Source organism: Brucella pecoris (assembly GCF_006376675.1).
In the GTDB taxonomy this organism is placed as follows: Bacteria; Pseudomonadota; Alphaproteobacteria; order Rhizobiales; family Rhizobiaceae; genus Brucella; species Brucella pecoris.
The window spans coordinates 69343-82027 of the sequence record NZ_VEWK01000008.1 but is presented as its reverse complement, the minus strand read 5'-3'; the positions used below and the strand labels follow the sequence as shown (position 1 = coordinate 82027).

The following is a 12685-nucleotide window of genomic DNA, read 5'->3' as shown; positions in this document are numbered from 1 at the left end:
TAACCGTTCGCAGGACGAACGGTCGCGTCACACCTTGTCAGGTTGCGGCCGCGTCTCCGGTTGCGGCACGGACCAATTTGGGGAGGCGACTTGGCCCAGAAAATAAAGCTATCGACCATCGCTGATGCGCTTGGTGTTTCGACAGCCACAGTTTCGCTCGCTTTGCGCGACAGCCCCCTCGTTGCCGACCAGACCCGCGAGAAGATCAAGGAGCATGCCCGCACGATCGGTTATATCTATAACCGTCGCGCCGCGAGCTTGCGCACATCACGCTCCGGCATCGTCGGCGTCGTGGTGCATGACATCATGAACCCGTTCTTTGCGGAAATTCTCAAATCCATCGAAACGGAACTGGACCGGTCGCGGCAGACCTTCATCCTGTCCAACCATTACGACCAGCTCGAAAAGCAGCGTACCTTCATGGACACGCTTTTGCAGCTCGGCGCGGATGGGGTGATCATGTCGCCGGCTATCGGCACGCCGCCCGAAGATATCCAGCTTGCGGAAGATAACGGCCTGCCGGTCGTGCTGATCGCGCGTAGCGTCGATGGTGTTCATGCGCCGGTTTTCCGGGGTGACGATGCCTACGGCATCGGCCTTGCCACCAATCATCTGATTTCGCTCGGACATACGCGCATCGCCATGATCGGCGGTACGGACCAGACTTCGACAGGCCGTGATCGTTATCGCGGCTATGTGCAGGCCATGGACAAGGCCGGCCTTGAGGTTCGTCCCGACTGGCGTATTGCCGGGCCGCGCACGAAGCAAGGCGGCTTTGAAGTCGCGCCACAATTTCTGGCATTGAAGGACAAGCCGACGGCTGCGGTCTGCTGGAACGACCTGACGGCCATCGGCCTGATGAACGGCATTGCCCGTGCCGGGCTGGTGCCGGGCGAGGACATTTCCGTGACCGGTTATGACGATCTTGAGGAAGCGGCCATCGCGACGCCTGCGCTCACGACCGTCTGGAACGGGCAGCGCGAAGTGGGGCGCCGTGCCGCCCGCGCGCTGCTCGACCAGTTGAACGGTGTGGAGGTTTCTTCGATGCAGGAACTCATCAAGCCGGAACTGCATATCCGGCAATCGACATCCAAGCCAAAACACGGCTGATTTTCCCCGCACCGGTGGCCTCTTGGCGGACCGGTTTTCTTTACGCATTCTCCCAGGCAAAACCGCTACGCACTTTTGCCGGAAATGCTCCGTGACATGAGGAATGCCATGACAAAACGCGACGCGACTATACTGGTGCTCGGCAACTTCGATGATTATGCCGTGCAGAGGCTTTCGGGTGAGTTCAATGTCCAGCGTATTGCGCGCGGCGACACTGCACTTCTGGATGCGGCCTGGGCGAAGGACGTAAAGGGCATTGCCAGCATGTCGACCGTCGATGCAGCGCTGATCGACGCATTGCCCGATCTTGAAATCGTTGGCAATTTCGGTGTCGGTTACGATGCGGTGGATGCAAAACATGCCGGTACGAAGAATGTCATGGTCACCAATACGCCTGACGTCCTGACGGATGAAGTGGCGGACACGACCATCGGTCTTTTGATCGACACGGTGCGCGAACTGTCGAAGTCACAGGACTTCCTGCGCGCTGGCAACTGGGTCAAGGAAGGCCGCTACCCGCTGTCGAAGCTTTCATTGCGGGGACGCAAGGTCGGCATTTTCGGGCTCGGCCGCATCGGCAAGGCGGTTGCCCACCGGATCGAAGCATTTGGCCTGCCAATTGCCTATCATAATCGCCGCAAGTCCGCTGATGTCACCTATGAATATCATCCGAGCCTCAAGGAACTTGCCGAGGCCGTAGACACACTCATTCTGGTCGCGCCGGGCGGCGCAGAAACAGCCAAGGCCGTGAATGCGGAAGTGCTGAAGGCGCTCGGACCGGAAGGCGTACTGATCAATATCGGGCGCGGTTCTGTGGTGGATGAAGATGCGCTTGCCGAAGCGCTACAGAACGGAACGATTGCCGCAGCCGGTCTCGATGTCTTTGCAAACGAACCGCACGTGCCACAGGCATTGCTCAATGCCCCCAACACGGTCTTGCTGCCTCATATCGGCTCTGCCTCGGTCAAAACCCGCCGCGACATGGCCAATCTGGTGATCGACAATCTCATCGCGTGGTTCGACACTGGTTCGGCGCTGACGCCTGTGCCGGAGACCGTTCATGTGAAGGGAGTAAGGGAGTAAGGGAGTAAGGGAGTAAGGGAGTAAGGGAGTAAGGGAGTAAGGGAGTAAGGGAGTAAGGGAAGAAGACCGCTTATTCTCGGACAAAGCAAATATTTTACTTGCCTTGTCCACCACCTGCCCGCACCCTATTCCCCTATTCCCCTATTCCCCTATTCCCCTATTCCCCTATTCCCCTATTCCCCTACTGAACTCACTTCGCTTTCATAGAAACCGCTGGCGCTCCATCTGGTCCCAGCGATGCTACCCATTGACTGATGGCAGCGATATCCTTTTCACCCAGCATATGATCCGCGTCGATCGTGCGGGCATCGACGCGCGCGCCGCCGGAGCGCAGCAGTGCGGAAAGCGCTGGCGCAAACGGTGAATAGAGTTTGTCCTCGTCGCCCGTAATCGTCAGAACACGCGTCTTGCTCAGATTGGCGACCGGAGCATTGTCCAGAACCGGCATCGAGCGCATCAGGATAGCGCGTTTCACCAGATCGGGGTGAAGTATCATGGTTGCAGCCAGAAGATTGGCGCCATTCGAATAGCCCACGAAAGTTGCATGGGTAAGATCAAGGTCCTTTTCGTCGGCCAGACGGGTGAGAAAAGTCACGAAGGCATTGGCTTCGAGCTTAACGTCCTTCTGGTCGAACTTGACCGGCGAGATGCGCTTGTACCAGCGCGTACCGCCATCCTGCATCACGCGGCCACGAATGCCGAGCAATGTGGCGCGCGGCCATATCCTGGAAGCCAGTGGTACAAGGCTGGTTTCATTCCCGCCCGAACCATGCAGCAGAATCACCAGTTCATTCGAAGCCTTTTCCGGCTTGTAGAAGCGGTGGATGAACTGCTTGCTGCGCGAGAAATTCTGTTCAGGGGTGGTTTGCGTATCCATCTTCTTCTCGCGCATTGTCACGCCTTCACCAAGCTTCGGAGCACCCTGCTCTTCCTTCATCGACGCGGCAATAGCGTTCAGAACCTTGCCCTGACCGTTCGTCGAAACGGGCTGTCCTTCGGCCAAAACCGAGCCAGCCGTCACCGTGAGTGCAGCCGCCGCCAAAGCGGCAATAAACATCTTCTTTACCATGATCTCAACATAGCCAATGAGACGTTAACGAAGGTTTGAAGGCAGCTCTTCCCGGGTGCGTCCCCACCCCTGCCGGCGATAATCACATGACCCGACACATCTGTTCGAAATTGCTTCAGGCTCTTTCGGGATGCACGAATATAATGCCGTTAACAGCCGAGTTTTAGCGAGAATATGGCAGAACGCACGAAAAGTTACATCGTGTTACAATTCTGTTACAATTTCACGCAGCTTCAACAATGCGTGAACAACATCATGTTCGCAAATTATCCATGCTTTTGACGCGTTTACGTGGGATCGTATCTACAAGTTGAGGGTCGATTGTTTTGGAAGTGGGAGTGACCATGAGCAGCTTCAAACCTGGGCGTTTTTCATCCGCTCGTCTCACTTATGATGCGGTGACGCCCAAAAACCTCTACCTGAACCGGCGCGCGTTCATGGTCGGAGCGGGTGCGCTGGCCGCTGCCGGTGTCGCATCATCCGCCTTCGCTGAACCGCTCAAGGCCAGGGCTTCCGCCTATAAGGTCGATGAAAAACTGACCCCGCAGGACGCGGTGACGACCTATAACAACTTCTACGAGTTCGGCACGGACAAGAGCGACCCGTCCGCCAACTCCGGCAGTTATAAACCGCTGCCGTGGAAGCTCACGGTCGATGGCCTTGTGAAACAGCCAAAAGAATTCGACATTCAGGACCTGATTGCGAAGATGCCGCTCGAAGAACGCATCTATCGGATGCGTTGCGTCGAGGCATGGTCGATGGTTATTCCCTGGATCGGCTTTCCGCTTGCAAGTCTTCTGTCGCAGGTGGAGCCGCTTGGTTCCGCCAAATACATTGCCTTTACCGGCCTCGTGCGACCGGAAGAAATGCCGGGCCAGACCGGTCTCTTTCAGGTTCTCGACTGGCCTTATATCGAGGGCCTGCGTCTTGATGAGGCCAACCATCCGCTGACCATCCTTTCGGTCGGCCTTTACGGCGAGACACTGCCGAATGCAAACGGCGCGCCCATCCGGCTCGTGGTGCCGTGGAAATACGGCTTCAAGGGGATCAAGGCGATCACGAAGATCAGCTTTGTCGAAAAGCAGCCACCGACCTCATGGCAGCAACAGGCCGCCAACGAATATGGCTTCTACGCCAATGTGAACCCGGAGGTCGATCACCCGCGCTGGAGCCAGGCGACCGAGCGGCGTATCGGCGAAGGCAGCTTTCTCGGCTCGGGCCGTCGCCCGACATTGCCATTCAACGGTTATGGCGACGAAGTCGCGTCGCTCTATGCGGGCCTGAACCTGAAAGCGAATTACTGACATGGCAGCAGCGACCCAGACAAGCAACCAGACAGCTAGGAAGAAAACAACCCGGCCCGGTGAATGGAAAATCTGGCTGCTCTATGCGGCTGGTTTCGTTCCGGCAGTCTGGACGTTCTATCTGGGCGCAAGCGGCAATCTCGGTGCCGATCCGGTCAAGACCTTCGAACACATGCTTGGCCTTTGGGCTCTGCGCTTTCTGATTCTGACCCTCATGGTCACGCCGATCCGTGACCTGACCGGCATCGCGTTTTTACGCTACCGGCGGGCACTCGGCCTGCTTGCCTTCTATTATGCGCTGATGCACTTCGCCACCTATATGGTGCTGGATCAAGGCCTGAATATTTCCGCCATCATTACCGATATCGTGCGACGGCCCTTCATCACCATCGGCATGATCAGTCTGGTCCTGCTGGTGCCGCTGGCGCTCACCTCCAACAACTGGTCGATTCGTAAACTCGGTCGCCGCTGGAACAGCCTGCACAGACTGGTTTATGTCGCGATAGCGGGCGGCGCCATCCATTTCATCATGTCGGTAAAGAGCTGGCCCGCCGAACCGGTTATCTATGCCGGGATCGTCAGCGCGCTGCTTCTGTGGCGTCTGGTGCGCCCGCACGCCCGCAACCGCAAGCCTGTTGCCCGCCCGCGCGGCGAAGCAATGGCGCTCAAGAAATAATCCCGAAATGCAGAGCAACTTTTTACAGTTTCTAATATAGAAACTTAAATTTCCTATTCTAAGGGATACCCCCATGACATGACGATGCAAATCATGTCAGTATCCCGACGATTTCCGCACGCTGAATAATTCCAGACAGCGGCAACCGACGAATACGGAATGCATATGTCTTCTCTCCTGAAATCGGCTCCCGTCCGCATCGCAGGCAAATTCGTCTTCATTTTATTCGCCCTTATCTTTGCGATATGGGCCAGCTTTGCCATGTGGTTCCAGTTGCCCTTCGGCGACGCCGTGCGCGGATCGGTCATCGCCGTCTGGCTTCTGATCGCGCTGGGGGTGATTGCGGGCGAAAGACATTATAGCTGTTGGCGCAGGCGACTGGTCTTCTGCCTTCTGGCGCTGGTGATGCTGGGGGCATGGTCGACGGTGCGCCCATCCCTCAACCGTATATGGGCGCCCGATGTCGCCCGCACGGTAACGGGGCAGATCAATGGCGACATTGTCACCCTTTCCAATGTCCGCGACTTCATCTGGCGGACAACGGAAGATTTTACGCCCAACTGGAAAGAGGAAAGCTACGACCTCAGCAAGATCACGTCCGTGGACGTCTTTCTTTCCTACTGGTCAGGCCCTGCAATCGCCCACACGCTTCTGTCATTCGGGTTTGAGGATGGTCGCCATGTGGTCTTTTCCGGTGAGATCCGCCGCGAACACCATGAGGTTTATTCGCCGATTGCCGGTTTCTTCCGCAAATATGAGCTGGCGATGATTGCCGCCGAAGAGCGCGACATCATCTATCTGCGCACCAATGTCCGCAAGGAAAACGTCTATCGCTATCGCGTGAAACTGCCGCAGGCAGGCGCGCGCGAACTCTTCCTGTCCTATGTGGAGCTTGGCAATCAACTGGCTGAACAGCCGAAATTCTACAATACGCTGACGGCGAACTGCACCACGATCATCTTCCACATGGCGCGCGTGCTGGACCCGACTTTCCCGTTCGATTACCGCATTCTCCTGTCGGGCTACCTGCCCGGCTATCTGCACGATCACGGCTGGATCGAAAATGGCGGCACGCTGGAGGAAACACGGGAACGCGCGTCGATCGATGCAAGAGCGCTGGCAGGCGGACGCGACGGCTTTTCGGAACGAATCCGCAAATAGAGCATTTCCAGCAAAAGTGCGAAGCGGTTTTGCGTAGGATAATGCGTCAAAACAAAAGGATAGAGCGGTTCTACTGATTCCGTTTTAACTGGAACCGCTCTAGAAACCCCCGCCGAAACCGAAATTTCGACGGGGTTTGCATCGATATGAAGAAATTACACCGCAGCGGTGATGATGATTTCAACCTTGTAGTCAGGCGTTGCCAGCGCTGCTTCGCCGGTGGCGCGGGCTGGTGTGTGTGCCGGATCGACCCATGCGTCCCAGACAGCGTTCATTTCGGCAAAGTCCTTCATGTCGGCGAGCCAGATGATGGCTTGAAGGATTTTGGTCTTGTCGGAACCCACTTCCTTGAGAAGACGGTCCACCTCGGCCAGAACGGCCTTGGTCTGTTCGGTGACGCTGGCCCCCGGATTTCCCACCTGACCGGCGAGATAAACGGTGTTACCGTGAACAACGGCCTGGCTCATGCGCGGGCCGACTCCGATGCGACGGATGCTCATGGTGAACTCCTCTCAATAATGCTCTTCTGCGGAAATGGTCCCGCATGTGAAAATGTTGCGCATCCTTATTAAAGCCCTAGTTTGCTTTGGCAATGCCATTACCCGCCTGAATGATGCAATTTCAGTAAAAAGAGGAGGAGGATCATGTCGGAACCACTCGCAGAGATATATCGCGACTATATTGCATGCCTGAACCGGCAGGATTGGGACAACCTCGGGCTTTATGTCCACGAGGCGGCAACGCATAACGACCGACCTTTGGGACTTGGCGGCTACCGCACGATGCTGGAACAGGATTTCGAGGCGATTCCCGATCTGCGCTTCAACATTGAGCTGCTTGTCAGCGAACCGCCCCATATCGCCAGCCGCCTTCAATTCGACTGTACGCCGAAGGCGATGCTGTTTGGGCTTCCGGTCAACGGCAAACGAATCCAGTTCGCCGAGAATGTTTTCTATGAATTCGAGAACACACTGATAAGGAATGTCTGGTCGGTCATCGACAAGGCAGCGATTGAAGCGCAACTGTGATCATATCAGGCATGTCTTTATCCCAAAACCGGTTCCCACTTTTGGGAGACAAGCTTTAGCGCCCATCACCATTGACTCTTTGCCCCCCTCCCCCTATAAGCCGCGTCACGTTCGCCCGCGCGGTTTACGGATGGTTTTGTGCTGTCCACTGCCGGGACAAGAACCAGCTCCTGTTCAATAGAACATGATCCCGAAAAGTGAAAAATGGTTTCGGACAAGATCGTGTTCAACGGAAAAACAGAATTAAGAAGGGCCGCACACCGCGGTATTAAATAAATGAAGCGCACTTACCAGCCATCCAAGATCGTCCGCAAGCGTCGCCACGGTTTCCGTGCACGCATGGCAACCACCGGCGGCCGCAAGGTTCTTGCTGCTCGCCGTTCGCGCGGCCGTAAGCGGCTTTCCGCTTAATCTTTTCCCGCGCTGTCGCGCGGTGAATGAAGATATGAACAAGCCGAAACAAATACTCCGCCTTCGCAAGAGAGCGGAGTTTTTGGCTTTGAGGAATGGTGAAAAGCGACGTGGTCCACTGTTTCTTCTCGAAGTCCGCGAGCGGACCGAAGAAGAATCGCAAACCGCCAAAATCGGCGAAAAACCCCGTGCCGGTTTCACCGTAACAAAGAAAAACGGCAACGCCGTGATACGAAACCGCATCCGCCGCAGGCTGCGAGAAGCGGTTCGTTGTCACGCAGGGCGTGACATGGCGCCTTCGACCGACTATGTGATCGTAGCGCGCGAGCAAGCCCTCACTGCGCCCTTTTCGCGACTGACCGAAGAACTCTCCCGCCGCATCAAGGCAAAGGGTGAACGGCGGGGCGATGGGAAACGCCGAACGGAAAGACCGGAATCAGGACCCGTCAATGGAAAATAATCGCAATTTCTTCATCACCATTGCCCTGTCCATCCTCGTGCTAACGCTGTGGCAAGTGTTTTATCTGGGTCCCAAAACGGAAGCCCAGCGGGAGCAGGCGCGCATTGAGGAGCAGCAGCAACAGAAACAACAGGCGACGCAACAGCAGGCTCAAAGTGGCGACACGCCGCAGATGCCCGCCACCTCCGGGAACATACCCGGCCACGGCGATGTTGCAGCCGCAGGCGGCACGCTGACCCGTGAAGCAGCCATTGCCCAGACGCAGCGCGTCGAAATCGATACGCCTTCGCTGCGCGGTTCGATCAACCTGACCGGCGCGCGCCTCGATGATCTCTTCCTCAAGAATTATCACGAGACCGTCGACGACAATTCTCCGAATATCGAACTGCTCGCACCCTCGGCGCTGAAGCAGGGCTATTTCGTTGAACTCGGCTTCACCGGCAATGACACGACCGGCCCGGTTCCGGGTCCGAACACTGTCTGGACCGTGGAGGGCAACAACAAGTTGACCCAAGCCACGCCGGTCACGCTGACCTATACCAACGAGAAGAACATCACGTTCAAGCGCGTCATCTCGGTTGACGACGCCTATATGTTCGCCGTTGAAGACACCATCACCAACAATACCGGCGCACCGATCTCGCTGGCTTCCTATGGCCGCGTGACCCGCTTCAATCAGCCGGAACATGCAAGCGCGACCTATGTGCTTCATGAAGGCCTGATCGGCGTCATGGGGCAGGACGGCCTGCAGGAAATCAAATATTCCAAGGTCGAAGACGACAAGGACATCTCGTTCAAGGACGTCATGGGCGGCTGGCTCGGCATCACCGACAAATACTGGGCCGCAACGCTCGTACCGCCACAGGACGAAAAGTTCACCGGTCGTTTCTCGCACTTTACCAATGATCGTCCGCGCTATCAGACCGACTTCCTCGGCGCACCGATGACCATCGCACCCGGCCAGGCACAGACGCTGAAAAACCACGTCTTCGCCGGTGCAAAAGTGGTTTCCAACATCAAGAACTATGAAGAAAAGCTTGGCATTAAGCAGTTCGAACTCCTGATCGACTGGGGCTGGTTCTACTTCATCACCAAGCCGATGTTCTATCTCATCGACTGGATCTACAAATTCTCGGGCAATTTCGGCGTCGCCATTCTGGTCGTCACCGTTCTGCTGAAGGGTCTGTTCTTCCCGCTTGCCAACAAGTCGTACAAGTCGATGGCGCGCATGAAGCTGGTGCAGCCGAAGCTGACTGAAATCCGCGAAAAATATGCGGATGACAAGATGAAGCAGCAGCAGGAGATGATGCAACTCTACAAGCAGGAGAAGATCAATCCTCTGGCCGGTTGCTGGCCGGTGGTGGTGCAGATTCCGGTGTTCTTCGCCTTGTATAAGGTTCTGTATGTCACCATCGAAATGCGTCACGCGCCGTTCTTTGGCTGGATTCATGATCTTGCCGCACCCGATCCGACCTCGCTCTTCAACCTGTTCGGTCTTCTGCCTTACACCGTGCCGCACTTCCTGATGATCGGCGTCTGGCCGCTCCTGATGGGCATCACGATGTTCCTGCAGATGCGCATGAACCCGACGCCGCCGGATCCGACGCAGGCAGCCATCTTCACCTGGATGCCAGTGATCTTCACTTTCATGCTGGCTTCGTTCCCGGCCGGTCTGGTGATCTACTGGGCGTGGAACAACCTGCTCTCCATCACCCAGCAGGGCGTCATCATGAAGCGCCAGGGCGTGAAGATCGAGCTCTTCGATAATCTCAAGGGCCTCTTCAAGCGAAAGCCGAAAGAAGCGAAGAAATAGACTTGAAAGAACCCCGCTTCGGCGGGGTTTTTTGTGCCGTCATGTTGACAATGCAGCTCATAACATTGATGCGTGTACGCAAGAGAACATACCGACCGGGACAGAACCATTGAGCGAGCAGGATAAGAAGCAGGCGGCGATCGAGGCCGCTCAGGCAGCGGCAGACGCGGTCCGGGAAGCCCAGGCGGCACTCGCCGAGGAAGGACGCCTGCTCTTCAAGAAATCATGGATTTTCATTCGCGGCGTCCCGTCGATGAATTTCCTGCCGCCCGAAGGTCCGGTGGAGATCGCCTTTGCAGGCCGCTCCAATGTCGGCAAGTCTTCGCTCATCAACGCGCTCGTCAACAAAAAGGGCCTTGCGCGTACGTCCAATACACCGGGCCGCACGCAGGAACTGAACTATTTCGTGCCAGACGGCTATTCCGGCGAAAACGGCGATCTGCCGCCGCTGGCATTGGTCGACATGCCGGGCTACGGCTTTGCCGAGGCTCCGAAAGCACAAGTTGATGCCTGGACGCGCCTGGTGTTCGATTATCTGCGAGGACGCACCACGCTGAAACGCGTCTATGTGCTGATCGATGCCCGCCATGGCATCAAGAAGAACGACGCGGAAGTGCTCGACCTTCTCGACAAGGCGGCTGTGTCCTATCAGATCGTGCTGACCAAGATCGACAAGATCAAGCCTGCGGGCGTACCGCGCCTGATAGAAGAAACGCACAAGCTGACCTACAAGCGCGCCGCCTGCTTTCCCGGTATCATCGCGACATCGTCGGAAAAAGGCGAAGGTTTCGACGAGCTGCGTGCAGCAATTGCACTGCTGCTGAAAGAATACTGATAATCAGCTCGGGCAGCTTTCCGGCTGCCCATCCAACCCTTCGTTCAATCGTTCGAAACGGGCACTCACATGCCCGTCACCGCGCCGGATGTGCAGCACGTAGATACTGTCAAAATCATCGCCGCGCCATTTCGGCACCGCGGCCTTGTCGCCGCCATTGTCCTTCAGCAGATTTCTGGCCAGCTTGAAAAGCTGCTTGTGTTCCCAGCCGACCAGTATCGTCGCATTGCTGTATTGCGGCTGCTCAAGCGCCGCCTGCAGCTTGCCGATCTCGTCATAGCCAAAGCGCGTATCGACCGGCATTCCAAAACGGATGGCAGTCGGCTCCACCGTCGCCAGCGGACGGTTATAGGCATAGGAAATACCTTTATCCTTCTTTTCCTTCGCAGGATCGGGCGCAAAAATGGCATCAGGCTTGCCGAAATCCTGTGCAATGACTGCGGGCAGTTTCAAAGAGCGATTAAGCCCCCGACAACCAAGCTGCCCCATGCCGCCCTGCGGCTTTTCTCCGTGACGGATGAGGATGATCGTTTCGGTCGTTGGTGCCGGTGCAGCATAGGATGCAGATGTGCCAAGCAGGGAGACGAGGACGGCAAGGAATATTTTACGCATGATGCGGTCTCTGAAAATCATTCCGGTTCAAAGACCTGCATAGATGGCAGACCAGCTTTTTGTTGGGCATGTTTCGGGCTGCAAATTCAAATAATCGCGAACGGACAAGCGAAAAATAAGCATCTGCGGATTCCAATTGCGATAAATCCGGTCTAGAAGAACCTGCCTCTTTTGCCCTGTCGCCTGCCATGGAGCCCGCGATGACGACACTTGAAAATCCCGAAATGCAAGCGCAACTCCTCTCCGCGGCCCTGCCCTATATGCAGCGTTACGAGAACAAGCATGTCGTCGTGAAATATGGCGGTCACGCTATGGGCAATCCGGAACTGGGCAAGGCTTTCGCGCGCGATATAGCGCTTTTGAAGCAATCGGGCATCAATCCGATCGTCGTTCATGGCGGCGGCCCGCAGATTCAGGCCATGCTGACCAAGCTCGGTATCGAATCCCGCTTCGAAGGCGGCTTGCGCGTCACCGACGAAAAAACCGTCGAAGTGGTGGAAATGGTTCTGGCCGGTTCCATCAACAAGGAAATCGTCGCCCTCATCAATGCCGAAGGCGAGTGGGCCATCGGTCTTTGCGGCAAGGACGGCAACATGGTCTTCGCGCAGAAGGCACACAAGACCGTCATCGATCCCGATTCCAACATCGAGAAAGTGCTGGACCTCGGCTTCGTCGGAGAACCGGCGGAAGTGGACCGCACCCTGCTTGATCTCCTGGCACGTTCCGAGATGATCCCGGTCATTGCGCCAGTGGCACCGGGCCGCGACGGCCACACCTATAACATCAATGCCGACACTTTTGCGGGCGCGATTGCCGGTGCGCTCGCCGCAACGCGCCTCCTGTTCCTGACCGACGTTCCGGGCGTTCTGGACAAGGACAAGAATCTCATCAAGGAACTGTCGGTAGCCGATGCGCAAGCGCTCATCAAGGACGGCACGATTTCCGGCGGCATGATCCCCAAGGTGGAAACCTGCATCGAAGCAATCCGCCGTGGTGTGGAAGGCGTCGTCATCCTCAACGGCAAGACCCCGCATGCCGTGCTGCTGGAGCTTTTTACCGAGCATGGTGCCGGCACGCTGATCGTGCCGTAATAAGAAGAAGCACGCTGATCGTGCCATAAGGA

General features: G+C 56.6%; 14 protein-coding genes. 11 read left to right on the top strand and 3 right to left on the bottom strand.

The window, feature by feature from the left end; genetic code table 11:
• Nucleotides 1-90: 90 nt before the first annotated feature.
• Nucleotides 91-1110, top strand: a complete 1020-nt coding sequence (locus FIB18_RS15380) for a LacI family DNA-binding transcriptional regulator (protein ID WP_140021537.1) — start codon at nt 91-93, stop codon at nt 1108-1110.
• Between the two features lie 108 nt (nt 1111-1218).
• Nucleotides 1219-2193, top strand: coding sequence for a 2-hydroxyacid dehydrogenase (locus tag FIB18_RS15375; RefSeq protein WP_140021536.1), 975 nt, complete (start codon nt 1219-1221; stop codon nt 2191-2193).
• A gap of 190 nt (nt 2194-2383) precedes the next feature.
• Here FIB18_RS15375 and FIB18_RS15370 read toward each other — a convergent pair whose 3' ends face one another.
• Nucleotides 2384-3262 carry an alpha/beta hydrolase gene (locus FIB18_RS15370; protein ID WP_140021535.1) on the bottom strand — a complete coding sequence of 293 codons (879 nt, stop codon included), beginning with the start codon at nt 3260-3262 and terminating at the stop codon, nt 2384-2386.
• A 344-nt stretch (nt 3263-3606) separates the two neighbouring features.
• Here FIB18_RS15370 and msrP point away from each other — a divergent pair, with 344 nt between their 5' ends.
• The 3 genes from msrP to FIB18_RS15355 all read left to right on the top strand — a co-directional run bounded on the left by msrP (nt 3607) and on the right by FIB18_RS15355 (nt 6403).
• The gene (gene msrP / locus FIB18_RS15365) at nt 3607-4566 is read left to right on the top strand and encodes a protein-methionine-sulfoxide reductase catalytic subunit MsrP (RefSeq protein ID WP_140021534.1); all 960 of its coding nucleotides are present in this window, start codon (nt 3607-3609) and stop codon (nt 4564-4566) included.
• Nucleotide 4567: 1 nt separating this feature from the next.
• Complete coding sequence (gene msrQ / locus FIB18_RS15360; protein ID WP_140021533.1) at nt 4568-5242, top strand: protein-methionine-sulfoxide reductase heme-binding subunit MsrQ; 675 nt, start codon at nt 4568-4570, stop codon at nt 5240-5242.
• A gap of 165 nt (nt 5243-5407) precedes the next feature.
• Complete coding sequence (locus FIB18_RS15355) at nt 5408-6403, top strand: Lnb N-terminal periplasmic domain-containing protein (RefSeq protein ID WP_174977438.1); 996 nt, start codon at nt 5408-5410, stop codon at nt 6401-6403.
• A 155-nt stretch (nt 6404-6558) separates the two neighbouring features.
• Here the strand turns inward: FIB18_RS15355 and FIB18_RS15350 are convergent, their stop codons facing one another.
• The gene (locus FIB18_RS15350) at nt 6559-6903 is read right to left on the bottom strand and encodes a RidA family protein (RefSeq protein ID WP_105542498.1); all 345 of its coding nucleotides are present in this window, start codon (nt 6901-6903) and stop codon (nt 6559-6561) included.
• A gap of 144 nt (nt 6904-7047) precedes the next feature.
• On the opposite strand from FIB18_RS15350, the gene FIB18_RS15345 reads away from it, so the two are divergent.
• The 5 genes from FIB18_RS15345 (at nt 7048) to yihA (ending at nt 10950) form a co-directional block, all read left to right on the top strand.
• Complete coding sequence (locus FIB18_RS15345; protein ID WP_140021531.1) at nt 7048-7431, top strand: ester cyclase; 384 nt, start codon at nt 7048-7050, stop codon at nt 7429-7431.
• A 276-nt stretch (nt 7432-7707) separates the two neighbouring features.
• Complete coding sequence (rpmH, locus tag FIB18_RS15335) at nt 7708-7842, top strand: 50S ribosomal protein L34 (protein WP_006467565.1); 135 nt, start codon at nt 7708-7710, stop codon at nt 7840-7842.
• 34 nt (nt 7843-7876) lie between these two features.
• Nucleotides 7877-8302: a ribonuclease P protein component gene (gene rnpA, locus FIB18_RS15330; RefSeq protein WP_010659430.1), complete on the top strand. Its 426-nt coding sequence runs from the start codon at nt 7877-7879 to the stop codon at nt 8300-8302.
• A complete protein-coding gene (gene yidC / locus FIB18_RS15325) occupies nt 8292-10115 on the top strand; it encodes a membrane protein insertase YidC (protein WP_140021530.1) in 1824 nt (607 codons plus the stop codon). The genes rnpA and yidC overlap by 11 nt, the downstream gene beginning before the upstream one ends.
• 31 nt (nt 10116-10146) lie before the next feature.
• Nucleotides 10147-10950, top strand: coding sequence for a ribosome biogenesis GTP-binding protein YihA/YsxC (yihA, locus tag FIB18_RS15320; protein WP_140021529.1), 804 nt, complete (start codon nt 10147-10149; stop codon nt 10948-10950).
• A gap of 3 nt (nt 10951-10953) precedes the next feature.
• Here the strand turns inward: yihA and FIB18_RS15315 are convergent, their stop codons facing one another.
• On the bottom strand, nt 10954-11562 hold the full coding sequence (locus FIB18_RS15315) for a hypothetical protein (RefSeq protein WP_235894903.1): 609 nt from the start codon (nt 11560-11562) through the stop codon (nt 10954-10956).
• Nucleotides 11563-11762: 200 nt separating this feature from the next.
• On the opposite strand from FIB18_RS15315, the gene argB reads away from it, so the two are divergent.
• Complete coding sequence (gene argB, locus FIB18_RS15310) at nt 11763-12653, top strand: acetylglutamate kinase (protein ID WP_061345605.1); 891 nt, start codon at nt 11763-11765, stop codon at nt 12651-12653.
• The last annotated feature ends 32 nt before the right edge of the window (nt 12654-12685 follow it).

Coding starts and splice junctions, on each gene's coding strand:
- FIB18_RS15375 (WP_140021536.1), top strand. CDS start 1,219: ATGACAAAACGCGACGCGACTATACTGGTGCTCGGCAACTTCGATGAT.
- FIB18_RS15370 (WP_140021535.1), bottom strand. CDS start 3,262: ATGGTAAAGAAGATGTTTATTGCCGCTTTGGCGGCGGCTGCACTCACG.
- msrP (WP_140021534.1), top strand. CDS start 3,607: ATGAGCAGCTTCAAACCTGGGCGTTTTTCATCCGCTCGTCTCACTTAT.
- msrQ (WP_140021533.1), top strand. CDS start 4,568: ATGGCAGCAGCGACCCAGACAAGCAACCAGACAGCTAGGAAGAAAACA.
- FIB18_RS15355 (WP_174977438.1), top strand. CDS start 5,408: ATGTCTTCTCTCCTGAAATCGGCTCCCGTCCGCATCGCAGGCAAATTC.
- FIB18_RS15350 (WP_105542498.1), bottom strand. CDS start 6,903: ATGAGCATCCGTCGCATCGGAGTCGGCCCGCGCATGAGCCAGGCCGTT.
- FIB18_RS15345 (WP_140021531.1), top strand. CDS start 7,048: ATGTCGGAACCACTCGCAGAGATATATCGCGACTATATTGCATGCCTG.
- rpmH (WP_006467565.1), top strand. CDS start 7,708: ATGAAGCGCACTTACCAGCCATCCAAGATCGTCCGCAAGCGTCGCCAC.
- rnpA (WP_010659430.1), top strand. CDS start 7,877: ATGAACAAGCCGAAACAAATACTCCGCCTTCGCAAGAGAGCGGAGTTT.
- yidC (WP_140021530.1), top strand. CDS start 8,292: ATGGAAAATAATCGCAATTTCTTCATCACCATTGCCCTGTCCATCCTC.
- FIB18_RS15315 (WP_235894903.1), bottom strand. CDS start 11,562: ATGCGTAAAATATTCCTTGCCGTCCTCGTCTCCCTGCTTGGCACATCT.
- argB (WP_061345605.1), top strand. CDS start 11,763: ATGACGACACTTGAAAATCCCGAAATGCAAGCGCAACTCCTCTCCGCG.